The sequence below is a fragment of the Pseudomonas sp. AC463 genome (assembly GCF_979253585.1).
In genome coordinates, this window is the sequence record NZ_CEEDDZ010000002.1 from 277,006 (window position 1) to 300,387 (window position 23,382).

At 61.9% G+C, this 23,382-nt stretch carries 18 protein-coding genes; 8 read left to right on the plus strand and 10 right to left on the minus strand.

Going from position 1 to position 23,382, the window contains the following annotated elements:
• Nucleotides 1-6 precede the first annotated feature (6 nt).
• Nucleotides 7-1,431, minus strand: a complete 1,425-nt coding sequence (gene ccoN / locus AC0IYH_RS03465; RefSeq protein WP_116626102.1) for a cytochrome-c oxidase, cbb3-type subunit I — start codon at nucleotides 1,429-1,431, stop codon at nucleotides 7-9.
• A gap of 79 nt (nucleotides 1,432-1,510) precedes the next feature.
• Between ccoN and AC0IYH_RS03470 the strand changes: the two genes are divergently transcribed.
• Nucleotides 1,511-2,203, plus strand: a complete 693-nt coding sequence (locus AC0IYH_RS03470) for an alpha/beta family hydrolase (RefSeq protein WP_471832968.1) — start codon at nucleotides 1,511-1,513, stop codon at nucleotides 2,201-2,203.
• 102 nt (nucleotides 2,204-2,305) lie between these two features.
• Here the strand turns inward: AC0IYH_RS03470 and AC0IYH_RS03475 are convergent, their stop codons facing one another.
• The 3 genes from AC0IYH_RS03475 to AC0IYH_RS03485 all read right to left on the minus strand — a co-directional run bounded on the left by AC0IYH_RS03475 (nucleotide 2,306) and on the right by AC0IYH_RS03485 (nucleotide 6,523).
• Entirely contained in the window at nucleotides 2,306-3,871 is a 1,566-nt protein-coding gene (locus AC0IYH_RS03475; RefSeq protein ID WP_116626104.1) for a methyl-accepting chemotaxis protein, read from the minus strand.
• A gap of 58 nt (nucleotides 3,872-3,929) precedes the next feature.
• Nucleotides 3,930-4,832, minus strand: a complete 903-nt coding sequence (locus tag AC0IYH_RS03480) for a DMT family transporter (RefSeq protein ID WP_471832969.1) — start codon at nucleotides 4,830-4,832, stop codon at nucleotides 3,930-3,932.
• A gap of 65 nt (nucleotides 4,833-4,897) precedes the next feature.
• Nucleotides 4,898-6,523 (minus strand): methyl-accepting chemotaxis protein, encoded by a 1,626-nt coding sequence (locus AC0IYH_RS03485; RefSeq protein WP_471832970.1) that lies wholly within the window; start codon nucleotides 6,521-6,523, stop codon nucleotides 4,898-4,900.
• Between the two features lie 389 nt (nucleotides 6,524-6,912).
• Here AC0IYH_RS03485 and aceK point away from each other — a divergent pair, with 389 nt between their 5' ends.
• The 5 genes from aceK to AC0IYH_RS03510 all read left to right on the plus strand — a co-directional run bounded on the left by aceK (nucleotide 6,913) and on the right by AC0IYH_RS03510 (nucleotide 14,904).
• A complete protein-coding gene (aceK, locus tag AC0IYH_RS03490) occupies nucleotides 6,913-8,628 on the plus strand; it encodes a bifunctional isocitrate dehydrogenase kinase/phosphatase (protein ID WP_471832971.1) in 1,716 nt (571 codons plus the stop codon).
• A 127-nt stretch (nucleotides 8,629-8,755) separates the two neighbouring features.
• Nucleotides 8,756-12,667, plus strand: a complete 3,912-nt coding sequence (hrpA, locus tag AC0IYH_RS03495; protein ID WP_471832972.1) for an ATP-dependent RNA helicase HrpA — start codon at nucleotides 8,756-8,758, stop codon at nucleotides 12,665-12,667.
• A gap of 244 nt (nucleotides 12,668-12,911) precedes the next feature.
• On the plus strand, nucleotides 12,912-14,033 hold the full coding sequence (locus AC0IYH_RS03500; protein ID WP_116626109.1) for a beta-ketoacyl-ACP synthase III: 1,122 nt from the start codon (nucleotides 12,912-12,914) through the stop codon (nucleotides 14,031-14,033).
• 17 nt (nucleotides 14,034-14,050) lie between these two features.
• Nucleotides 14,051-14,665: an RNA polymerase sigma factor gene (locus AC0IYH_RS03505; protein WP_116626110.1), complete on the plus strand. Its 615-nt coding sequence runs from the start codon at nucleotides 14,051-14,053 to the stop codon at nucleotides 14,663-14,665.
• Nucleotides 14,659-14,904, plus strand: a complete 246-nt coding sequence (locus tag AC0IYH_RS03510; RefSeq protein ID WP_116626111.1) for a zf-HC2 domain-containing protein — start codon at nucleotides 14,659-14,661, stop codon at nucleotides 14,902-14,904. The genes AC0IYH_RS03505 and AC0IYH_RS03510 overlap by 7 nt, the downstream gene beginning before the upstream one ends.
• A 107-nt stretch (nucleotides 14,905-15,011) precedes the next feature.
• Here AC0IYH_RS03510 and AC0IYH_RS03515 read toward each other — a convergent pair whose 3' ends face one another.
• Complete coding sequence (locus AC0IYH_RS03515) at nucleotides 15,012-16,355, minus strand: putative porin (RefSeq protein WP_122772353.1); 1,344 nt, start codon at nucleotides 16,353-16,355, stop codon at nucleotides 15,012-15,014.
• A gap of 283 nt (nucleotides 16,356-16,638) precedes the next feature.
• On the opposite strand from AC0IYH_RS03515, the gene AC0IYH_RS03520 reads away from it, so the two are divergent.
• Nucleotides 16,639-17,763: a GNAT family N-acetyltransferase gene (locus AC0IYH_RS03520; protein ID WP_116626639.1), complete on the plus strand. Its 1,125-nt coding sequence runs from the start codon at nucleotides 16,639-16,641 to the stop codon at nucleotides 17,761-17,763.
• Between the two features lie 11 nt (nucleotides 17,764-17,774).
• Here the strand turns inward: AC0IYH_RS03520 and aqpZ are convergent, their stop codons facing one another.
• The 5 genes from aqpZ to AC0IYH_RS03545 form a co-directional block, all read right to left on the minus strand.
• Complete coding sequence (gene aqpZ / locus AC0IYH_RS03525; protein WP_116626115.1) at nucleotides 17,775-18,476, minus strand: aquaporin Z; 702 nt, start codon at nucleotides 18,474-18,476, stop codon at nucleotides 17,775-17,777.
• A 202-nt stretch (nucleotides 18,477-18,678) separates the two neighbouring features.
• Complete coding sequence (locus tag AC0IYH_RS03530; RefSeq protein ID WP_471832973.1) at nucleotides 18,679-20,511, minus strand: ABC transporter ATP-binding protein; 1,833 nt, start codon at nucleotides 20,509-20,511, stop codon at nucleotides 18,679-18,681.
• A gap of 83 nt (nucleotides 20,512-20,594) precedes the next feature.
• On the minus strand, nucleotides 20,595-21,158 hold the full coding sequence (locus AC0IYH_RS03535) for a peptidylprolyl isomerase (RefSeq protein WP_116626117.1): 564 nt from the start codon (nucleotides 21,156-21,158) through the stop codon (nucleotides 20,595-20,597).
• A gap of 3 nt (nucleotides 21,159-21,161) precedes the next feature.
• Nucleotides 21,162-21,965, minus strand: a complete 804-nt coding sequence (locus AC0IYH_RS03540) for an alpha/beta fold hydrolase (RefSeq protein WP_471832974.1) — start codon at nucleotides 21,963-21,965, stop codon at nucleotides 21,162-21,164.
• Between the two features lie 14 nt (nucleotides 21,966-21,979).
• Nucleotides 21,980-22,903, minus strand: coding sequence for a LysR family transcriptional regulator (locus tag AC0IYH_RS03545; protein ID WP_116626119.1), 924 nt, complete (start codon nucleotides 22,901-22,903; stop codon nucleotides 21,980-21,982).
• 49 nt (nucleotides 22,904-22,952) lie between these two features.
• Here AC0IYH_RS03545 and AC0IYH_RS03550 point away from each other — a divergent pair, with 49 nt between their 5' ends.
• The gene (locus tag AC0IYH_RS03550; protein WP_122772350.1) at nucleotides 22,953-23,267 is read left to right on the plus strand and encodes a 3-phosphoglycerate kinase; all 315 of its coding nucleotides are present in this window, start codon (nucleotides 22,953-22,955) and stop codon (nucleotides 23,265-23,267) included.
• Nucleotides 23,268-23,382: the final 115 nt, after the last annotated feature.

The window sequence follows — 23,382 nt, forward strand, 5'->3', positions numbered from 1 at the left end:
GACTCCTCAGGCCAGCTGCGCAGTGGTAGTGGCTTCGACTGGCTGCGCCGAACGCACGGTGCGCCAGGTGTTGTAAGCCATCAGGAACATGCCGCTGAGGAACACCGCACCGCCTACCAGGCGCACGACGAAGCCAGGGTGGCTGGCCACCAGGGTTTCGACGAAGGAGTAGGTCAGCGTCCCGTCTTCGTTGACCGCACGCCACATCAGGCCCTGGGCGATGCCGTTGACCCACATCGAGGCGATGTAGAGCACGGTGCCGATGGTGGCCAGCCAGAAGTGCGCGTTGATCAGGCCGAGGCTGTACATCTGCTCGCGACCGAAGACTTTCGGGATCATGTGGTACAGCGCGCCGATGGAGATCATCGCCACCCAACCCAGCGCCCCGGCGTGTACGTGGCCGATGGTCCAGTCGGTGTAGTGGGAGAGGGCGTTGACGGTCTTGATCGCCATCATCGGGCCTTCGAAGGTCGACATGCCGTAGAACGCCAGGGAGACCACCAGGAAGCGCAAAATCGGGTCGCTGCGCAATTTATGCCAGGCGCCCGAAAGGGTCATCATGCCGTTGATCATGCCGCCCCAGCTCGGTGCCAGCAGCACCAGCGACATCACCATGCCCAGAGACTGTGCCCAGTCCGGCAGCGCGGTGTAGTGCAAGTGGTGCGGGCCGGCCCATATGTACAGGGTGATCAGTGCCCAGAAGTGCACGATGGACAAACGATAGGAGTACACCGGGCGCTCGGCCTGCTTGGGCACGAAGTAGTACATCATCCCCAAAAAGCCTGCGGTGAGGAAAAAGCCTACCGCGTTATGCCCATACCACCATTGCACCATGGCATCCGTCGCACCGCCGTAGAGGCTGTACGACTTGGTCAGGCTGACCGGGATTTCCAGGTTGTTGACGATATGCAGGATGGCCACGGTGATGATGAACGCACCGAAGAACCAGTTACCGACGTAGATGTGCTTGGTGTTGCGCTTCATCACCGTGCCGAAGAACACGATGGCGTAGGCCACCCAGACGATGGTGATGAGGATGTCGATCGGCCATTCCAGCTCGGCGTATTCCTTGGAGCTGGTGTAGCCCAGCGGCAAGGTGATCGCGGCCAGCAGGATGACCAGCTGCCAGCCCCAGAAGCAGAACGCGGCGATTTTCGGCGCGAACAAGGTGGTCTGGCAGGTGCGTTGCACCGAGTAGAACGAGCTGGCAAATAGCGCGCAGCCGCCGAAGGCGAAGATCACTGCGTTGGTGTGCAGCGGGCGCAAACGGCCGAAGCTGGTCCAGGGCAAATCGAAGTTGAGCGCGGGCCAGACCAATTGGGCGGCGAGAAAAACCCCGAGCCCCATGCCGACGATGCCCCACACCACCGTCATAATGGCGAATTGGCGGACCACCTTGTAGTTATAGGCGGTACTTAAAGTAGTGTTCATGGTTCCCCATCCACGGTTCAACCCAAGCAAGTGCGGCACTTGGGCTGGAGTTATAGGCAGACTAAATAGCGAGGCAAGCATGGGCAAAGAGCACAAGGCCAGTATTGACGGGGATCAATGGGCGCAGTGTGTGCGTGAGCGCGGCTGGTTGTGGGACGAAGCGAAAGGGTCTATCGCGCGTACGCCGGTCACGCTGATCCTGGCCCACGGCGCCGGCGCACCGATGGACTCAGGCTTCATGAACGACATGGCTGCACGCCTTGCCGGGCACGGCGTGAACGTATTGCGCTTCGAGTTTCCCTACATGGCCCAGCGCCGCTTGGACGGGGGCAAACGCCCGCCCAACCCGGCGCCTAAATTGCTCGAAGCCTGGCGCGAGGTGTATGCGCTGGTGCGACGTCATGTCGCTGGGACACTGGCCATTGGCGGCAAGTCCATGGGCGGGCGCATGGCCAGTTTGTTGGCTGATGAGCTAGGCGCTGGTGGGTTGGTGTGCCTGGGGTATCCGTTTTATGCGGTGGGCAAGCCGGAGAAACCACGGGTCGAGCACTTGGCGGGGTTGAAGACGCCGACGTTGATTGTGCAAGGGGAGCGCGATGCGTTGGGCAATCGGGCGGCGGTGGAGGGGTATGTGTTGTCGCCGACTATCGAGGTGTTGTGGCTGGTGGCGGGGGATCATGATTTGAAGCCGTTGAAGGCTTCGGGGTTTAGCCATGAGCAGCATTTGGAGGCTGCTGCGGTGAAGGTGGCTGGGTTTTTGGGTGGGCTGTAGGGCCCCATCGGGGGCAAGCCCCTCCCACACTTGAATGTATTCACAGATCAAAATGTGTGAACACAGTTAAATGTGGGAGGGGGCTTGCCCCCGATAGCGGTATCAGCGGTTAAACCGCTCCACCAGCGAATACTGGGTATTCGCCGTATGCGTCAGATCTTCACTCAACTGCGCCGAGTTCAACGCCTGCTCCGACGTCTGATCCGCCAACAGCGCAATGGTGCTGATATTGCGGCTGATCTCTTCCGCCACCGAGCTTTGCTCTTCGGTCGCTGCCGCAATCTGCGTGGTCATGTCGGTAATGTGCGCCACCGCTTCACTGATCCCCACCAGCGCCTGGTCCGCTTCCATCACCCGCGCCACACCTTCTTCGGCCTGGCGATGCCCGGCGTCCATGGTTTGCACGGCGGCGGCGGCGGTTTGCTGCAGCTTGGCGATCAGGGCATGGATCTGCCCGGTCGATTCGGCCGTGCGCTGCGCCAACTGGCGCACTTCATCGGCCACTACCGCAAACCCACGGCCCATCTCACCGGCACGGGCCGCTTCGATGGCGGCGTTGAGCGCCAGCAGGTTGGTCTGGTCGGCAATGCCTTTGATCACGTCAACTACGCCGCCGATCTCGTCGCTGTCTTTGGCCAGCTGGGTGACCGTTACGCCGGTCTCGCCCACCGCTACCGACAGACGCTGGATCGCCTCGCGGGTTTCCCCGGCGATGTGGCGGCCGCGACCGGTCAGGCGATTGGCTTCCTGGGTGGCGTCGGCCGTGCGCTGCACATGGCTGGCGACTTCCTGGGTGGTGGCCGCCATCTGGTTGACGGCAGTGGCCACCTGCTCGGTTTCCACGCGCTGGCGTTCCAGGCCGCTGGAGCTGTTATGTGCGTAGGTATTGGACTGCGCCGCCTGGGTGTTGAGGTGCTCCGCGGTGTCCTGCAAGCGCGTGAGGCAGGTCTTCAGACGCGCCTCCTGGCTGAGGATCGACATCTCCAGGCGCGCCTGGGCGCCACGGCTGTCGGTGTACATCTGCGCGATCAACGGGTCGGAGGTGGTCTGCTCGGCCAGGCGCAGCAGGCGCTTGAGGCCGCGCTGTTGCCAGCTCAGGCCCAGCAGGCCGAGCGGCACCGACAACCCCGCCGCCAGGGCAAAGCCCCATTGGGAAGTGAGGGTGGCGCCGATCATGAAGCTCAACTGGCTCACCAGGATAAACGGCAGCCAATCCTGCAACACCGGCAGCCACTTGTCGCGCTGGGGCACGGCCGACTTGCCCTGGTTGATGCGTTGGTAGAGCGCTTCGGCGCGGCGGATCTGCTCGGCGGTGGGCTTGATGCGCACCGATTCGTAGCCGACCACCTGGTTGCCTTCGAAAACCGGCGTCACATAGGCGTTAACCCAATAGTGATCCCCGGTCTTGCAGCGATTCTTGACAATGCCCATCCATGGCAAGCCTTGTTTGAGCGTCGTCCACATATGCCCGAACACCGCCGCCGGCACATCCGGGTGGCGCACCAGGTTGTGGGGTGCGCGCAGCAGTTCTTCGCGGGTGAACCCACTGATCTCGACAAACGCGTCGTTACAGTAAGTGATCACACCCTTGGCATCCGTGGTGGAGATCAACCGTTGCTGAGCGGGGAAGGTACGTTCGCGCTGGGTAACGGGTTGGTTATTACGCATGATTGTTCAATCCGCAAGGCTTTCAGGGGTTATCGGCCTTGGCGGCGGTTTATTTAACTTATTTTTGCAACAATCGACCGGCTCTTGCCGGCCGCAACACCAGCCACAACGCCCCCGCAATCAACACCCCGCCATACACATGCGCCATCGACAGCGGCTCATCCAGCAGCAGCGCGCCCCACAGTACGCCGAACGGCGGAATCATGAACGTGACGGTCATCGACTTCACCGGGCCAATGGACGACAGCAAACGGAAGTACAGAATGTAGGCCAGCGCCGTACACACCAGCCCCAACCCCAGCAGCGACAACCACACCTGCCAGCCACCCCAGCTCGCGGGTGGATGGCTGATGGCGTTGTAGGCAAAGACCGGCAGCAGGAACAGGGTCGCGCCGAGCATGCTGCCCAGCGCCGACAGGCGACTGTCCAGCCCGCCGCGCTGGTCGAGCCAGCGGCGTGCGAGGAAACCGGCAAAGCCATAGCAGGTGGTGGCCAGCAGGCAGGCGAGGGCGCCCATCAACAGGTCCAGGTCGAAGGCCACCGGGCCGGCGCGGGTCAGGATGCCGACGCCGAGCAAACCCAGGCTCACCCCGGCGACTTTCGACGGGGTAAGGCGTTCGTGGAAAAACAGCCCGCCGATCAGCACACCCATCAACGGCGTGGTGGCGTTGAAGATCGCCGAGTAACCCGCCGGCAGCACCTGGGCCGCCACCGAATACATGCTCGCCGGGATGCCGGAGTTGATCACCCCCAGCAGCAAAACCGTCTTGAACTTGCCCTGGAAATCCCAGCGCACGCGCATCGCCGCGAGGATCACCAGCAACCCGGCGGCGGCAATCGACACACGGAAAAACGCAGTCGGCACCGCGCCGATTTCCGGCGCGATGATGCGCATAAACAGAAAGCTCGCGCCCCAGATGGCGGCGAGCCCGAGCAGGTACAGGGTGTCGACAGGTCTCACGGTAAACGTCCTACGTAAAGAAGGCCGCGAGTGTTGCCCAGTGGCCTGCACGACACAATCACTGTTTACAGCACAAACCGCGTGACCATGCCATTGAGGTCCACCGCCAGGCGCGACAGCTCCTGGCTGGCGGCCGAGGTCTGGGTGGCACCGGCGGCGGTTTGCGTGGACAGGTCGCGGATGTTCACCAAACTGCGGTCCACATCCCGCGCCACCAGCGCCTGCTGCTCGGCGGCACTGGCGATCACCAGGTTGCGCTGGCTGATCTGCGAGATGGCCGCGGTGATTTTTTCCAGTGCGCTGCCGGCGCTGTTGGCGCGTTGCAGGGTAGTGCCTGCGTGTTCGGCGCTGCTGTTGAGCGCCTCGACGGTGTCCTGGGTGCCTTGCTGGATGCCGCTAATCATCTGCTCGATTTCCTCGGTAGAGTCTTGGGTACGCTGCGCCAGCGAACGCACCTCGTCGGCCACCACCGCAAAGCCGCGCCCGGCCTCACCGGCGCGCGCGGCTTCAATCGCCGCGTTGAGCGCCAGCAGGTTGGTTTGCCCGGCAATCCCACGGATCACTTCCAGCACCTTGCTGATGTCCTGAGCCTGCACGGCCAGGCCTTCGGCCTTGTTCGAGGCGCCGAGCACTTCGTCCACCAGGTTCTGGATCGAGCTGATGGTTTCGCTGATCTGGTAGTGGCCGTGCTTGCTGTCTTCATCGGACGCCTTGGAAGCCTCGGCGCTGGACACCGCATTGCCCGCCACTTCGTCGACGGCCGCGCTCATCTCGGTGACGGCGGTGGCGGCCTGTTCGATTTCATCGTTCTGCGCTTGCAGGCCGCGGGTGCTCTGCTCCATCACCGAGCTCATCTCTTCGGCGGCGGAGGCCAGCTGCTGCGCCGATTCGCTGATGCCACGGATGGTGGTTTGCAGCTGGGTCTGCATGGTCGCCAGGGCGCCGAGCAATTGGGCCGGTTCGTCAATGCCGCTGACCGCAATCGGCTGGCTCAAGTCGCCGGCGGCGATGGTGCGCGCCACGGCCAACGCCTGGCCAAGCGGAGCGGTGATGCTGCGGGTCAGCAGCCAGGCGAGTAGCAGGGTCGCAATCAGTGCTATCACGATGATCAGGCCAACCACCCACTGCGCGCGCGTATACATCTGCGCGGCGGAGTCGGCGGCGGCTTCGACGCCGTTCTGGTTAAAGGTAATCAGGTTTTCCAGGCTCTGGGTGAGGACCGTGCCTTGTGGCGCGAGGCGGTTGTTGAGCAGGTCAATGGCGTCTTGCTGCTGGTCCTTGTCCACCAGGGCGACCATCTGGCTGACGATGCTGAGGTAGCCGGCCACATTGGTTTTCACCAGCGCGAGCATCTCGCGTTCTTCGTCATTGCTCAGCAGGCTTTCGTGGCGGTCCAGCAGGGTTTGCAGCTCGCCGCGGTGGCGGGTAATCAGGTTTTTACTGGTGTCGCGAATCCGCGATTCATCGGTGGTTGCCATGCGCAGGGCTTCCAGGCGGATGCTGGCCACGTAGGCCGCGCTGTCGTGGATATTCTCGATGCTCGGCATCCACGATTCCTCGATAACCAGCGCGCTTTCGCGCAGCTTGGCCATCTGGCCCAGGCCAAACAGGCCGACAATCACCAGCAAGCTGGCCAAAACCGCAAAACTCAGACCGGCGCGCAAACCGATCCGCATATTCCTCAATGACATCTCAATGCTCCTTGGGCGATTAAAACCTGTTCCCGAGTCGGTCTTTTGACCTTGTTAGGGCGGGAGAGGGCGCGCTATATATCAAAGTGCCACTAAGGTGGTAATCAGGGTTTCCCTTAGTTGGATCCAAAACCCGACCAAGGGATTACGCCCATCTGGCCTGGCAGTTTTCCGGCACCACGCTGGCAAGCCACGGCGTTGAAGGCTTGCAGTGAAAACGCCGTGCGACTTTTTGGTGCGTTTATTGACCGGGCGGTCGAATTAAATAAATTGAAAGTAAATGTGCGCATTGAACGAAGTTGTACGGGAAGGCGGCGCAAATGCCGCTTCTCCTGCCTCTGTTCACTGGCTAAGCTCAGGGCTTCCAGATGCCCGCAGAGGTTTCCCGCATGTCGCCAGCCACGCCCGCCCTCGCCATTGCCCGCACGATCCTCGAAGGGTTCGACGATTACCGCGAACACTTCCGCCAGATCACCGATGGCGCCCGCGAGCGGTTTGAAAAGGCCCAGTGGCAGCAGGGCCAGGCAGCCTCGGCGGCGCGCATCAACCTGTATGAAGAGAAAGTCTTTGAAGTGACCAGCGGCCTGCGCGCCGGTTTCGCTGACGCCGACCTGTTGGACATCGACCTGTGGCCCCTGGTGAAAAGCGCCTACATCGGCCTGATCGACCTGCGTTTTGACGATGAACTCTCCGAGACCTGGTACAACTCGATCTTCTGCGGCCTGTTCAGCCATGACCTGATCAGCGACGGCTGCATGTTCATCCACACCACCCGCCCGAGCCTGCGCCGCGCGCGGGCCGCGCAAACCCGCACCTACACGCCGACCGGGAAGATCCCCGAGATGCTCGCGCAGATCTTTGCCGATTATCGCTTCAGCGAACCCTATGCCGACCTGGCCACCGACCTGGGCCGCCTTGAAGCGCAACTGCGCGAGAACCTGCCCGACTGGGTGTGCAAAGACCCGGAGCTGGGCGTCGAGCTGTTTTCCTCGGTGCTCTACCGCAATAAAGGCGCCTACCTGGTCGGCCGCATCTACACCCGCGACGAGCAATGGCCGCTGGTGATTCCGCTGCTGCACCGCGAAGGGCAGGGCATCCAGATCGATGCGCTGATCACCGACGAAGCCGAGGTGTCGATCATCTTTTCGTTCACCCGCTCCTACTTCATGGTCGACGTGCCGGTGCCGGCGGAATTCATCGGCTTTCTCAGGCGTATCCTGCCGGGCAAGCACATCGCCGAGCTGTACACCTCCATCGGTTTCTACAAGCACGGCAAGTCGGAGTTCTACCGCGCGCTGATCAACCACCTGGCCAGCACCGACGATCAATTCATCATGGCGCCGGGCGTGCGCGGCATGGTCATGAGCGTGTTTACCCTGCCGGGCTTCAACACCGTGTTCAAGATCATCAAGGACCGCTTTTCACCGTCGAAAAACGTCAACCGCGCCACGGTGATCGAGAAGTACCGCCTGGTCAAAAGCGTCGACCGCGTGGGGCGCATGGCCGACACCCAGGAGTTCGCCGACTTCCGTTTCCCCTTGAGCAAATTCGAGCCCGAGTGCCTGGCCGAGTTGCTCGAAGTGGCCGCCGGCACCGTTGAAGTCGAGGGCGACACCGTGCTGATCCGCCACTGCTGGACCGAGCGGCGCATGACCCCGCTCAACCTCTACCTGGAAAACGCCAACCCCGCCCAGGTGCGCGAAGCCCTGGAAGACTACGGCCTGGCGATCAAGCAACTGGCGGCGGCGAATATCTTCCCCGGCGACATGCTGCTGAAAAACTTTGGCGTCACCCGCCACGGCCGCGTGGTGTTCTATGACTACGACGAAATCTGCTTTCTTACCGAGGCCAACTTCCGCCACATCCCCGCACCGCGCACCCCGGAGGATGAAATGGCCTCCGAACCCTGGTACTCCATCGGCCCGCTGGACGTGTTCCCGGAAGAATTTCCGCCGTTCCTGTTTGCCGACGCCGGCCAGCGCAGGCTATTCGACGAGCTGCATGGCGAGTTGTACAACGCCGACTACTGGAAAGGCCTGCAGGACGCGATCCGCGCCGGCAAGGTGATCGATGTGTTCCCCTACCGCCGCAAAGACCCGCTATAAGCTGCACCCACACCTCCCACATTTGCTTGCGGTTTACACCTGGGGCGCGCGTGAAGCTTGGCGCTCCCAACCGCTTTTCTGCCACACTTGCCGGCCGTGCCTAAATCGACGACCTGCAAAGTACCTGATGACTGACCAAGTGCCCGCTATCGACCAACTGCTGAAAAACCTCGATCACGCCATGCTCGCCGACCGCCACCGCTTGCGGCGCCAGTTGCTCGAGCTGCGCAAGAAGCCCGACGAGGAGAAGCTGGCGCAGTGGGTCACGCGCATGCAGGCGTCCTGCGCCCAGGTCACCGCGCGGCGCGCCAGCCTGCCGGTGATCCGCTATGACGACAGCCTGCCCATCGCCGCCAAGCGCGACGAGATCAAGGAGGCATTGCTCAAGCATCAAGTGCTGATCATTGCCGGCGAAACCGGTTCGGGCAAAACCACCCAGCTGCCGAAAATTTGCCTGGAAGTCGGTCGTGGCCAGTACGGCCTGATCGGTCACACCCAGCCACGCCGCATCGCCGCGCGCAGCGTCGCCAGCCGGGTCGCCGAAGAGCTTGCTACCCCTTTGGGCGCGCTGGTCGGTTATCAGGTGCGCTTCGAAGACCAAAGCGATTCCAACACGCTGATCAAACTGATGACCGACGGCATCCTGCTGGCGGAAACCCAGAACGACCGTTACCTGGAACGCTACGACACGATCATCGTCGACGAAGCCCACGAGCGCAGCCTCAACATCGACTTCCTGCTCGGCTACCTGAAAACCCTGCTGCCGCGTCGCCCGGACCTGAAAGTCATCATCACCTCGGCGACCATCGACCTGGAGCGCTTTTCCAAGCACTTCGACGATGCGCCGATCGTGGAGGTGTCGGGCCGCACCTTCCCGGTCGATACCTGGTACCGCCCGCTGACCCTGGAACAGGACGAGGAGGGCAACCGCGTCGAGGACGACTTGACCGTCGACCAGGCGATCCTCGCTACCCTCGATGAAATCGCCGCCTACGAGCGCAGCGAGCGCCGCAGCCCTGGCGATGTGCTGGTGTTTTTGCCGGGCGAGCGCGAGATTCGCGACGCCGCCGAAATGCTGCGCAAGGCCCAGCTCAAGCACACCGAAATTCTGCCGCTGTATGCGCGTTTGTCGCCGGCCGAGCAGCAGCGGATTTTCCAGTCCCACCCGGGCCGTCGCGTGGTGCTGGCGACTAACGTCGCGGAAACCTCGCTGACCGTGCCAGGCATTCGCTACGTGATCGACAGCGGCACCGCGCGCATCAGCCGCTACAGCTACCGCGCCAAGGTGCAGCGCCTGCCGATCGAGGCGATTTCCCAGGCCAGCGCCAACCAGCGTAAAGGCCGTTGCGGCCGGGTCGAGCCGGGCATCTGCATCCGTTTGTACAGCGAAGAAGACTTTATCGGGCGCCCGGAATTTACCGATCCGGAAATCCTGCGCACCAACCTCGCCGCCGTGATCCTGCAGATGCTGCATCTGCGCCTGGGCGAGATCACCGATTTCCCGTTTATCGAGCCGCCGGACGGCAAGGCCATCAGCGACGGTTTCAACCTGCTGCAAGAGTTGTCGGCGGTCGACCGCAACAGCCAGCTCACGCCGCTGGGCCGCCAGCTGGCGCGCCTGCCGGTGGACCCGCGTATGGGCCGCATGCTGCTCGAAGCGGCCAAGTTGGGCAGCCTGCAGGAAGTGTTGATCGTGGCCAGCGCCATGTCGATCCAGGACCCGCGCGAGCGCCCGCCGGAGCGTCAGCAAGCTGCCGACCAGGCCCACGCCCAGTGGAAAGACCCGGATTCGGACTTCGCCGGGTTGGTTAACCTGTGGCGCGGCTTTGAAGAGCAGCGCCAGGAGCTGACCGCCAGCCCGCTGCGCAACTGGTGCCGCAAGAACTTCCTGAATTATTTGCGTCTGCGCGAGTGGCGCGATTCCCATCGCCAGTTGAGCCTGATCTGCCGCGACATGCAGCTGACCGTCAACAAGGAACCGGCGGATTTTCCCAAGTTGCACAAGGCGGTGCTGTCCGGGCTGCTCAGCCAGATTGGCCAGAAAACCGAAGACGGCGACTACCTTGGCGCGCGTCAGCGACGCTTCTGGATTCACCCGTCGTCGGGCATCGGCAAAAAACGCCCGCAATGGCTGATGACCGCCGAGCTGGTGGAAACCACCAAGCTCTACGCGCGCATGGTGGCCAAGATCGATGCCGACTGGATCGAGCCGCTGGCCGGGCACCTGATCAAGAAGAACCACTTCGAACCGCACTGGGAGAAGAAGCGCGGCCAAGTGGTGGCGTTTGAGCAGATCACCCTGTTCGGGCTGATTGTGGTGGGCCGCCGGCCGGTGCATTACGGGCCGATTGACCCGGTGGTGTCGCGCGAGCTGTTTATTCGCGAAGGCCTGGTGCGCGGCGAGATTCAGTCCCGCGCCAAGTGCCTCACGGCCAACCAGCAACTGCTTGAGCAACTCGACGAACTGGAAGCCAAGGCCCGCCGCCGCGACATCCTCGCCGACGAAGAAACCCTGTACGCCTTCTACGACGCGCGCCTGCCGGCGGAGATCCACCAGACCGCGACCTTCGACAGTTGGTACAAGGTCAACAGCCAGAAAGACCCGCAATTGCTGATCATGCGCGAAGAAGACGTGCTGGCCCGCGAGGCCAGTGAAGTTACCGCCGAGCATTACCCCGACACCCTGCACCTGGGCGACCTGGCCCTGGCGCTGAGTTATCACTTCGAGCCCAACCACCCGCGCGATGGCGTGACCCTGCGCGTGCCGGCGCCGCTGCTGCCGGCCCTACCGCCGGAGCGCCTGGAGTGGCTGGTGCCGGGGGTGATCGAAGCCAAGTGCATCGCCCTGGTGCGCAACCTGCCCAAGGCGCTGCGCAAGAACTTCGTGCCCGTGCCGGATTTCGTCAAGGCCGCGTTGCAGCGTATCGAATTCGGCCAGGGTTCGTTGCCCCAGGCCCTGGGCCGTGAACTGCTGCGCATGACCGGCGCGCGGGTCAGCGATGAGGCCTGGGCCGAAGCCGCGCAGCAGGTGGAAAACCACCTGAAAATGAACCTGGAAGTGGTCGACGCCCAGGGCAAGTTCCTCGGCGAAGGCCGCGACCTGGCCGAGCTGACCGCGCGTTTCGCCGAAGCCAGCCAGGCTGCATTGGCCGTGCCGCAAACCGCGAAAAGCCAGCAGCCAGTGGAAGCCAAGGTGTTTGCCGCGGTGGCTGAAACCACCCAGCAAAACATCGCCGGTTTGAAAATGACGGTGTACCCGGCGCTGGTGGAAGAAAACGGTACGGTCAAGGAAGGGCGTTTTTCGACCGCCGCCGAGGCCGAGTTCCAGCACCGCCGCGCCTTGCAGCGCCTGCTGATGCAGCAACTGGCGGAACCGGCGAAATTCCTGCGCGGCAAACTGCCAGGCCTTACCGAATTGGGCCTGATGTACCGCGAGCTGGGGCGCATCGACGCGCTGGTCGAAGATATTCTGCTGGCCAGCCTCGACACCTGCGTGCTCGAAGGCGAAACCAGTCTGCCACGTGACGGCGCCGGCCTGGCCGCCCTGGCGGAACGCAAGCGCGGCAGTTGGACCGAACACGCCGAACGCCTGGCGCGCCTGACCCTGGAGGTGCTGAAACTCTGGCACGGCTTGCAAAAGCGCTTCAAGGGCAAGATCGACCTGGCCCAGGCCGTGGCCCTCAACGACATCAAGCAACAGCTGAGCAACCTGGTGTACCCCGGTTTTGTGCGGGAAACCCCGGCGCAATGGTTCAAGGAATTGCCGCGTTACCTCAAGGCCATCGAGTTGCGCCTGGAGAAACTGCCGAGCCAGGTGCAAAAGGATCGGGTGTGGAGCAGCGAGCTGGGCGGGTTGTGGGCGCAGTACCAGAACCGCCTGAACAAGCATGCGCAGGAAGGCAAGCGCGATCCCGAGTTGGCGCTCTACCGCTGGTGGCTGGAGGAATATCGGGTGTCGTTGTTTGCCCAGCAGTTGGGCACCAAGGTGCCGATTTCCGACAAGCGCTTGAGCAAGCAATGGAGTCAGGTCGACGCCTGATCCTGTTCTCTGTCCCCAAGGCTACCCCTCCCACATTTAAAAGGTGTTTATCTGGGAAGTGGCGCCAAATCCCCGGGGTTGTGGCAAACTTCGCGCCTATAAATGCCGGGATCGTCGTGTGTGAGTGCGGCGCGATGGAATAAAGCGATGCCAGTTTGATGTCCGCCACGCGGAATAAAACTACTTACAGTTTGGTACGTCGGTACCAACATCTTCTCTGCCTGACAGATTTAGAGGAACGACCGTGCATAACGTCGTCATCAGCGGCACTGGCCTGTACACACCGGCCAACAGCATTTCCAACGAAGAGCTGGTGCAGTCTTTCAATGCCTACGTGCAGCAGTTCAACAGCGACAACGCTGACGCCATCGAGCGCGGCGATGTGCAGGCACTGACCGAATCCAGCGCGGCCTTTATCGAAAAGGCCTCGGGCATCAAGAGCCGCTTTGTGATGGACAAGGACGGCATCCTCGACCCGCAGCGCATGGCCCCACGCCTGCCCGAGCGCAGCAACGACGAGTGGTCGGTGCTCTGCCAGATGGCCATCGGCGCTGCCGAACAAGCCCTGCAGCGCGCCGGCAAGACCGCCGCCGATATCGACGGCGTGATCGTCGCCTGTTCCAACCTGCAACGCGCCTACCCGGCCATCGCCATCGAAGTCCAGGAAGCCCTGGGCATTGCCGGCTTCGGTTTCGACATGAACGTGGCGTGTTCCTCGGCGACCTTCGGCATCCAGAACGCTGCCAACAGCATCCAGCTGGGCCAGGCGCGGGCGATCCTGATGGTCAACCCGGAAGTCTGCACCGGCCACCTGAATTTCCGTGACCGCGACAGCCACTTCATCTTCGGCGACGCCGCCACCGCCGTGGTCCTGGAGCGCGCCGACCTGGCCACCTCCGAGCACCAGTTCGACGTGGTGAGCACCAAGCTGCTGACCAAGTTCTCGAACAATATCCGCAACAACTTCGGCTTCCTCAACCGCACGGCGGAAGAAGGCATCGGCGCGCCGGACAAGCTGTTCGTGCAGGAAGGCCGCAAAGTCTTCCGTGATGTCTGCCCGATGGTTGCCGAGCTGATCGGCGTGCACCTGGAAGAAAACCAGTTGAGCGTCACCGACGTGAAGCGCTTCTGGCTGCACCAGGCCAACCTGAGCATGAACCACCTGATTGTGAAGAAACTGCTGGGCCGCGAAGCCACGGTGGAAGAAGCGCCGGTGATCCTCGATACTTACGCCAATACCAGCTCGGCGGGCTCGGTGATTGCTTTCCACACCTACCAGGACGACCTGCCCAAGGGCGCCGTCGCGGTACTCAGTTCGTTTGGCGCGGGTTACTCGATCGGTAGCGTGATCCTGCGCAAACGCTAACCACATCGAGGTCTTGAATGGCAGCAGCGGACGACGCGCACCTGCTTGAACGCCTGCTCAAGGGTGAGCAGCGGGCCTATAAGGAATTGGTCACCACCTACCAGAGCGCGATGCGGGCGGTGGCGTATGCCATCGTCGGCCAGCGCCATGCCGACGAAGTGGTGCAGGACGCCTGGCTGTCGGTGGTGCGCAACCTGGCCAAGTTCGAGGGGCGTTCCAGCCTCAAGACCTGGCTGCTGACCATCACCGCCAACGCCGCCAAAGGCCGCTACAAACAGAATCGCCGGGAAGTGTTGCTCGACGATTTACCGTCGCCTCATGGCACCATCGGTGATGAGCGTTTTGTGCCCGACGATGGTCACTGGGCCGTCGCCCCGTATGCCTGGCACCAGGACACCCCGGAAGCCCTGCTGACCGAGGACGAACTGCGCAAATGCCTGGAACACACGTTGTTGAGCCTGTCTGAACTGCAAAGCAGCGTGCTGGTACTGCGTGAACGCCAGGGCCTGGAGTTGGAAGAGATCTGTAATCTTCTGACGCTGTCGCTCTCCAATGTCCGTGTGCTGTTGCATCGAGCACGGCTTAAAGTCTTCGCCACGGTGGAGCATTTTGAGGAAACGGGCGAATGCTGACCTGTAAAGAACAAGTGGCGCGTTCCAGTGACTATCTCGATGGGCAATTGAGCTTTCGAGAGCGCTTGCTGGTGCGCCATCACTTGATGTTCTGCCCCAACTGCCGACGGTTTATCCGCCAGATGCGCCTGATGCAGGCGACGCTGAAGATAATGCCCGAGGAGCCGGTAAAGGATGTGGATGCCTTGGCGCAGCGGCTGGCTGCCGAGCGGCTCAAGGATCAGCAAGGCGGGGAATAAAGCAGGCTCGCGTAGGTGGACCGGACGGATGATGGGGACCGTTCCACCCACGCAAGGCTGTTGCAGCGACCTCGGGCCGTCCTGGCCCAAGGCTTGAAACACTCGGATCAGAACTTGGCTTCGGCGTCCAGCTGGAAGGTGTTGGCCTTGGCGCTGCGGTCTACGAGCGTGCGGCTGTAGGTGTCGGTCTTGGTCAGGAAGTAAGTGGCACCGATGGCGAAGTTCTTGTCGATGTCGTAGCCGACCTTGAACTTGTGACCACGGGAACCGGTGAAGCCGCCGCCGAAGTCCGAATCGGTGAATGCGCCGACCACGGCGTTTTTCTCTACGTCGCGATAGTTGTAGTCCAGGTTGAAGCCAAACACCTTGGACTTGGCACCCAGCAACCAGGCGGTGTCCGCATCGTCGATGGCGTCGTTGTTTTTCACGTACTGGCCGTAGAAGGCCAGAGGGACTGCCAGGCCGCCGATATCGACTTGGCTGAAGCCTTCATACAGGCGGAACTCACCATTTGGCGTGTTGCCGTTGGTGGCCAGTACGTTCGGCGTGCTGGTCCCCGCGGCACGGCTGTCTTCATCGTTCTGGTAGGCGTAGACACTGCCGCCCAGGGTCACTTTGAGGTTGTCGGTCACCGAGAAACGGGTACCCAACTGGCCGGTGGTCAGGCGCAGGTCATGGCGGTATTGCACGCCGTCGCCGTCCACGTTGTCCTTGAGGTTGTAGTTACCCAGGCTGCCGAACAGCTCGGCGCTGCCGCCCAGTGGGTACTTGTAGGTGACGGCCAGGCCTTCCGGGTTGATGTCGCTATCCCAGATCACGTCGCCCATGTTGACCCACGGCTGCAGCATTTTGCCGCCGATGATGTGCAGGTTTTTGATCTGGTCAGGGTGGTAGTCGATGTAGCCGAGGTCCAGCCAGATCGATTTTTTATCGAAGTAGCCGTCCAGGTCCTGGTTGGTTGAGCGTGCATCGCTGCCGCCGCCGGTGGCGATACGGATACCGGTGTCCACCTGTGGGTTGATTTCGGTGTAGGCCCCGAGGCGTGCACGGATGCGTTCGCGGTCCTTGTCACGACCGGTCACGCCGGCACGGGTGACGCCATTCTCGCCTTCGACCTTAATGGTCTCGTGACGCATGCGCACATCACCCTTGAACTGAGTCTTGGCGGCCCAGGCCAGCTTCTGGTCGAAGCTGCTCAGCTCGTTGGTTTTCTTCGCGGTGGCCGCGATCTGTTCGTTGGTCTCTTGTTGAGCTTGCCGTGCGATCTGCTGTTCTTTCTGGTCTTTGGCCAATTCGTTTTGCAGTTCGGTGTACTGCGCAGTGGTGATCTGGCCGTTAGCCTTGAGCATGTCGAGCAATTTAGCGTCGACTGCAGCGGTGGCCGGAATGCTCAGGGCCAGCAACAGGCCGCCGCACAGGACCGCCGCAGTTTTAGTGGAAGCAAGACGCATATCAATCTCCGAAAGTGAGGAGGGATGGCAAACCATCCAGGACACAACCGACCGATGACGGACGGAAAAATAACCACCTGTTAGAACCAGGCGCTCTAAAAACAGGCGTCAGTATCACGATCGTTTATGACGCAGCAGTGGCGAACTGATGTCATCTAGATGACAAATTATTTAAGAATGAAACTATTGATTTAGAGCGTTGTCGCGCGAATCGGGGGTGTTTTGGGCCCGGCGATAAGCGATACTCGCGAGGCTTTCACGCCATGATTCAGTGAGGATGCCGATGCCGTTGCAACGCCTGGACAGCCTGTCCGAAATCGCCCCGCAGGTTTGGGATGCACTGGTCCCACAGGCTCAGCCCTTTGTGCGGCATGCCTTCCTCAGCGCGCTGGAAGACAGCGCCAGCCTGGGCCCGCATTCGGGTTGGCAACCGGAGCATCTGTTGCACTGGGAGGGCGATCGGCTGGTGGCGGCCTTGCCCAGCTATCGCAAGTGGCACTCCTATGGCGAGTACGTGTTCGATCACGGCTGGGCCGACGCCTGTGAGCGCGCGGGCATTGATTACTTTCCCAAGCTGCTCACGGCCGTGCCGTTCAGCCCGGTCAGCGGCCCGCGCTTGCTGGCGGGTAGCGCCGAGGACGGTTTCGAGCTGCTCAAAAGCCTGCCGGGTTACCTGGAAATCGAAGGCCTCTCCAGTGCTCACATCAACTTCACCGACGTGCTCGCCGATGATGCCCTGGCCCAGCAACCGGGCTGGTTGCAACGCCTCGGTTGCCAGTTTCACTGGCAGAACCGTGGCTACCGCGACTTCCAGGATTTCCTCGACGCCCTCAGCTCACGCAAGCGCAAACAGATGCGCAAGGAGCGCGAGCAAGTGGCGGGGCAGGGCATCGACTTCGAGTGGTTGCAAGGCCATGAACTGAGCGAGGCGCAGTGGGATTTTGTCTACGCCTGCTACGCCAATACCTACGCGGTACGCCGGCAAACGCCCTACCTGACCCGCGCGTTTTTCAGTCTGTTGGCCGAACGCATGCCCGAAGCCATCCGCGTGGTGCTGGCCAAGCAGGGTTCACGGCCGGTGGCCATGGCCTTCAGCCTGATCGGTGGCGATAGCTTCTACGGTCGTTACTGGGGCTGCCTGGCCGAGTTCGACCGCCTGCATTTCGAAACCTGTTTCTACCAGGGCATGGACTATGCCATCGCCCACGGCCTGCAACGCTTCGACGCCGGCGCCCAGGGCGAGCACAAGCTGATTCGCGGGTTTGAACCGGTGATCACCCACTCATGGCACTACCTGCGCCACCCGGGGTTGAAGAATGCCGTGGAGGATTTCCTCGAGCGTGAGCGGGTAGGGATTTTGGCGTACGCCGAAGAGGCGAGGGCAGCCCTGCCTTATCGGCAGGGCTGACTCCGTTTGCGCTAGGCCGGCTCCTCCTTGCCCAGCCATCGATAGGCCACGCCGGCAATGGCCGCGCCCAGGATCGGCGCGAGCCAGAACATCCACAACTGCTGGATCGCCCACCCGCCGACGATCAGCGCAGGCCCGGTACTGCGCGCCGGGTTGACTGAGGTGTTGGTTACGGGAATGGAGATCAGGTGGATCAATGTCAGGGCCAGGCCGATGGCGATGGGCGCGAGACCCTTGGGCGCGCGGTGGTCAGTGGCACCGAGGATGATCAGCAGGAACATCGCCGTCATCACCACCTCACTCACAAACCCCGCCGCCAGCGAGTAGCCCCCTGGCGAATGCTCGGCATAGCCGTTGGACGCCAGGCCTGACGCCAGTTCAAAGCCCGGCTTGCCACTGGCAATGAAATACAGCAACGCGGCGGCGACTACCCCGCCAATGACTTGGGCCACGATATACGCCGGTAACTCCCTGGCCGGAAACCTCCCGCCCACGACCAGCCCCACCGATACCGCCGGGTTGAGGTGACAACCGCTGATATGCCCGATGGCAAATGCCATGGTCAGCACGGTGAGCCCGAACGCCAGGGACACACCCAGCAACCCGATCCCGACTGCCGGGAACGCGGCGGCCAACACCGCACTCCCGCAACCGCCCAACACCAGCCAAAACGTACCTAACCCCTCTGTGACTGAACGCTTGAACAAAGACATGCAACACGTCCTTGATAGATATCTCTACCGAATCAGTAAATCAGTGATGCTCCCTGCAGATTTACTTCAGCGCCCGTCTGGGCACTGCACTGAGTACAGCAGAGTTTTTACGCAAATGTTGCTGAACGGATGCAATCAAATGTGGGAGGGGGCAAGTCGAATCGTCGCACCGCCCCTCCCACATTTTTAAACAATGTTTGCTTTAGTCGATGCCGACGAAGCCACCCGTCTGGTGCTGCCACAACCGGGCATACAAGCCCTTGTGAGCCAGCAACTCTGCATGGCTGCCGCTTTCGGCGATCTGGCCTTTCTCCAGCACCACCAGGCGGTCCATGCGCGCAATGGTCGACAACCGGTGCGCGATCGCAATCACCGTCTTGCCCTGCATCAAGGTCTCCAGGCTTTCCTGGATCGCCGCTTCCACTTCCGAATCCAGCGCGGAGGTGGCTTCGTCCATGATCAGGATCGGCGCGTCCTTGAGCAGCACCCGTGCAATGGCGATGCGCTGACGTTGGCCGCCCGAGAGCTTCACGCCGCGCTCGCCCACATGGGCATCCAGCCCGGTACGCCCTTCGGCGTCCGACAGCAGAGGGATAAACTCGTCGGCGCGGGCCTTGCGGATGGCGGCCTGGAGTTCTTCTTCAGTCGCGTCCGGCTTGCCATACAGCAGGTTGTCGCGGATCGAGCGGTGCAGCAGCGAGGTGTCCTGGGTGATCATGCCGATCTGTTCGCGCAGGGTTTCCTGAGCCACTTCGGCGATGTTCTGACCGTCGATCAGGATGCGCCCGCCTTGCAGGTCATACAGGCGCAGCAGCAGGTTGACCAGGGTTGACTTGCCCGCACCGGACGGGCCGATCAGGCCGATTTTTTCACCGGCCTTGATCTCAAGGTTCAGGCCGCCAATGATCCCGCTCTTTTTGCCGTAGTGGAAATCCACCTGTTCAAAGCGCACTTCGCCATGGGGTACGGTCAGGCGCGGGGCGTTGTCGCGGTCTATGACCGCCAGCGGCTGGGCGATGGTCTTGAGGCCGTCCTGCACGATGCCGATGTTTTCGAAAATGCCGTTGACCACCCACATGATCCAGCCGGACATATTGACGATGCGAATCACCAGGCCGGTGGCCAGGGCGATTGCGCCTACGGAGATCAGCGACTGCGTCCACAGCCACAGGGCCAGGCCGGTGGTGGTGACGATTAGCAGGCCGTTGAGGACGGTGATGACCGCGTCCATGCTGGTGAGCACGCGGGCTGCCAGCTGGGTTTTTTCGGTTTGCTCAATGATCGCTTCCTTGGCGTATTCCTGCTCATTCTGGGTATGCGCGAACAGCTTCAAGGTGGTGATATTGGTGTAGCCATCGACGATACGCCCCATGAGTTTGGAGCGCGCTTCAGAAGAAATTACCGACCGCTCTTTGACCCTCGGCACGAAGTAACGCAAGGCCAGGCAGTAGCCAACGATCCAGGTGATCAACGGAATCATCAGGCGCCAATCCGCCTCGGCGAACAACACCAGGGAGGTGATGGCGTAGATCGACACGTGCCAGATGGCCTCCGCCGTCGCCACCGCCGAGTCGCGCAAGGAATTGCCGGTTTGCATGATGCGTTGGGCAATCCGCCCGGCAAAATCATTCTGGAAGAAATTCAGGCTCTGCTTGAGCACGTAGCTGTGGTTTTGCCAGCGGATCAGGCTGGTCATGCCGGGGTTGATGGTCTGGTGCACCAGCAAGTCATGCAGGCCGTTGAAGATCGGGCGCAGCAGCAGGGCGACCACGGCCATCCAGATCAGCTCGGTGCTGTGAATCTGGAAGAAGTTGGCCGGTGGCGTGCCTTGGGCCAGATCGATGATGCGGCTGAGGTAGCTGAACAGCGCCACTTCGATCAACGCACCGACCAGTCCCACCACCAGCAACGCGGCAAAACATGGCCACACCTGGCGCAGGTAATAGAGGTAGAAGGGCAGGACTTTATCGGGAGGAGCCGCGCTGGGAGCGTCGCGGAAAATATCGATCAGTTGTTCAAAACGACGATAGAGCATTAGGGTTGACGCCCGCCTGGCGGGCTCTCCTGTTCAAATGCGCGCGGTGCCTTGTGGGCACCGCGCGAAGCTACCTGCAGACCTCAGTCGATGCGCTTGGCCGACTTGATCACAACAGGATCGATTGGCACGTTCTGCATGCCCTGCTTGGTGGTGGTCTGCGAGTTGACGATCACATCAACCACGTCCATGCCCTTGACCACTTTGGCGAACACGGCATAACCGGCATCGCGGCCCGGGTCGAGGAAGGCGTTGTCGGCCACGTTGATGAAGAACTGGCTGGTGGCCGAGTTCGGGTCATTGGTGCGGGCCATCGACAAGGTGCCACGCACGTTATGCAGGCCATTGCTGGCTTCGTTCTTGATCGGCGCTTCGGTCGGCTTTTGCGACATCTGCGCGGTGAACCCGCCGCCCTGGACCATGAAGCCCGGGATCACACGGTGGAAAATCGTGTTGGTGTAGAAACCCTTGTCGACATAGGCCAGGAAATTCTTGGTGCTGATCGGTGCCTTGACCGGGTCCAGTTCGATTTCAATGTCGCCGTTGGTGGTGGTGATCAGTACGTGGGGCGCCTTGGCGGGCTCGGCGGCCATCAGGTTGGCAGCGAACAGAACAGAACCGGCAAGGAAGGCGATTTTTTTCAGCATGGGTCAGTGATCCTGGGTAGTGGTTTCGACTGTCTTTAGAAAATCGAGCAGGGTGGTGTTAAAGACTTCGGGTTGATCCAAGGGCGTGGCATGGCGGGAATCCTCGATCACCACCAGCCGCGCATCGGGCAGCAGTTTTACATAGTTTTGTTTGTGCGCCACGGGGGTGTAGTCGTGGTCGGCGCTGATGACCAGGGTTGGACAGGTAATTCTGGAAAGTCGTTCCTGCACGCCCCAGCCCACAATCGCGTCGAAGCTGGCGAGATAAGCACGTTTGTCGTTTTTTGCCCAGCGTTCGGCCATCTTGCGGCGCAGGTCGGCCTGCGCGGGTTTGGGGAACAGCCGCTCGCCCAGGGCCTTGCCGATGGTGGCCAGGCTGAGCACGCGCGAAAGGGTCCAGCGCTGCACCCACCACCAGTATTCATGGGGTTTGCGCAGCTTGACCTCGGGCGCGCTGTTGACGATGCACAGGCTCTTGACCCGCGCGGGTTCGCTCACTGCCAACTGGAAGGCGATCATGCCGCCCATGGACAGCCCCACCACATGGGCGGCGGGCAGGTTGAGGTGTTCGATCAGGGCGAGCAGGTCAAAGGTGAAACCTTCGATGCTGTAGCGCTCGCGGGGTTTGTCGGAGCGCCCGTGGCCGCGTACATCCACCACGACCAGGCGGTAATGCCTGGCCAGCACCGGGATCTGCAGCTCCCAGTCCTGGCAGCTGGAGCCCAGGCCGTGGATCAGGATCAGCGGGGTGCCGTGGCCGTATTCCTCGTAGTGCAGGCTGCATCCTTCATGGTCGAACCAGGCCATGGGTGAACTCCGTTTCAGGCTTGCTGCGGGGCGGCGAAAGGCGCGTCCAGTGGGGCGGTGTCAAAGGTGCGCAGCAGTTCCACGAGGATCTGCGTCGCCGGCCCCAACGGTTTGTCCTTGTTCGAGTACAGGTAGAACGTGGGGTGGCGGCTGCCGCCCTGTTCCAAGGGTAGCTGCTTGAGCACGCCTTCGGCGAGTTCGCGCTCGATCATGTGCCGGGGCAGCCAGGCAAAGCCCAGGCCGCTGCCCACAAACGCGGCGGCGGTGGCCAGGCTGCCGACGGTCCAGCGCTGTTCGGCGCCGAGCCAGCCGACGTCGCGCGGTTGCTGGCGGCCGGAGTCGCGGATCACCACCTGCATCTGGCTTTCCAGGTCCTGGAAGCTGAGTTCACGGTTCATGCGGTGCAAGGGATGCTCGGGGTGGGCCACGGCGACAAATTCCACATCGCTCATTTCCGTGCCCAGGTAGCCGGGGATGCTGAAGCCGCAAATCGCCAGGTCGGCCACGCCTTCCATCAACAGCTCCTCGACGCCCGACAGCACCTCTTCGCGCAGGCGCACCCGGCAGCCACGGCTTTGCGGCATAAAAGCGGTGAGGGCGCGCACCAGGCGGGCATTCGGGTAGGCGGCGTCGACCACCAGGCGCACCTCGGCTTCCCAGCCCTGTTCCATATGGTGGGCGAGGTCTTCGAGCTGGCTGGCGTTTTTCACCAGTTGCCGGGAGCGGCGCAACAGCACTTCACCGGCCTCGGTGAGCACCGCCTTGCGCCCGTCGATGCGCAGCAGCGGCACGCCGAGCTGGTCTTGCATGCGGGCCACGGTGTAGCTCACCGAAGACTGCGAACGGTGCAGCGCTTCGGCCGCCTGGGCGAAGCCGCCATGGTCGACCACGGCTTGCAGCGTGCGCCATTGATCGAGGGTAACGCGGGGCGCTTTCAAGATGGGTTCCTCTTGTCCTAAGCTGGCGGTCCTTATTGGAGACTGCCGAATGAGAAAATTCTGTTGTGTGTTGCTGGCGCTGCTGCCGATGAGTGCGTTTGCCTACCCCATCGACGTGACTAAAAAAATCGACGGCGTGAGCATCGACTACACCCCGTCCGACGTGGACGGCGACATCAGCTCGATCCAACTGAACAACTACGGCACCAACGACGCCGTGTGTTCGGTCACCTTCACCAACGGCCCGGAAGCTCCACGTCGCCGCACGGTGACGGTACCGGCGGGTAAAAGCACCAACACCACGGTCAAGTTCAATCGCGCCATTATCAAGATGCGAATCGCTTTGGCGTGCGCCCCAAAATAAAGCAGCAGCGGAGCATGTCTACAGGAATACTCCGCATATAAACAAATTTCTAGATGGGTTGTAGCAGTTTTTTGCGCTTTTTTATCGAATTGGCTCTGTTTAATCTTCACTCCAT

Bases quoted from the DNA above. Each gene is read 5' to 3' on its own strand.
- AC0IYH_RS03505 (WP_116626110.1), top strand. From the start codon at position 14,051: ATGGCAGCAGCGGACGACGCGCACCTGCTTGAACGCCTGCTCAAGGGT.
- AC0IYH_RS03475 (WP_116626104.1), bottom strand. From the start codon at position 3,871: ATGCGTAATAACCAACCCGTTACCCAGCGCGAACGTACCTTCCCCGCT.
- AC0IYH_RS03485 (WP_471832970.1), bottom strand. From the start codon at position 6,523: ATGTCATTGAGGAATATGCGGATCGGTTTGCGCGCCGGTCTGAGTTTT.
- AC0IYH_RS03550 (WP_122772350.1), top strand. From the start codon at position 22,953: ATGAGAAAATTCTGTTGTGTGTTGCTGGCGCTGCTGCCGATGAGTGCG.
- AC0IYH_RS03520 (WP_116626639.1), top strand. From the start codon at position 16,639: ATGCCGTTGCAACGCCTGGACAGCCTGTCCGAAATCGCCCCGCAGGTT.
- ccoN (WP_116626102.1), bottom strand. From the start codon at position 1,431: ATGAACACTACTTTAAGTACCGCCTATAACTACAAGGTGGTCCGCCAA.
- aqpZ (WP_116626115.1), bottom strand. From the start codon at position 18,476: ATGTCTTTGTTCAAGCGTTCAGTCACAGAGGGGTTAGGTACGTTTTGG.
- AC0IYH_RS03540 (WP_471832974.1), bottom strand. From the start codon at position 21,965: ATGGCCTGGTTCGACCATGAAGGATGCAGCCTGCACTACGAGGAATAC.
- AC0IYH_RS03535 (WP_116626117.1), bottom strand. From the start codon at position 21,158: ATGCTGAAAAAAATCGCCTTCCTTGCCGGTTCTGTTCTGTTCGCTGCC.
- AC0IYH_RS03515 (WP_122772353.1), bottom strand. From the start codon at position 16,355: ATGCGTCTTGCTTCCACTAAAACTGCGGCGGTCCTGTGCGGCGGCCTG.
- AC0IYH_RS03470 (WP_471832968.1), top strand. From the start codon at position 1,511: ATGGGCAAAGAGCACAAGGCCAGTATTGACGGGGATCAATGGGCGCAG.
- AC0IYH_RS03530 (WP_471832973.1), bottom strand. From the start codon at position 20,511: ATGCTCTATCGTCGTTTTGAACAACTGATCGATATTTTCCGCGACGCT.
- aceK (WP_471832971.1), top strand. From the start codon at position 6,913: ATGTCGCCAGCCACGCCCGCCCTCGCCATTGCCCGCACGATCCTCGAA.
- hrpA (WP_471832972.1), top strand. From the start codon at position 8,756: ATGACTGACCAAGTGCCCGCTATCGACCAACTGCTGAAAAACCTCGAT.
- AC0IYH_RS03510 (WP_116626111.1), top strand. From the start codon at position 14,659: ATGCTGACCTGTAAAGAACAAGTGGCGCGTTCCAGTGACTATCTCGAT.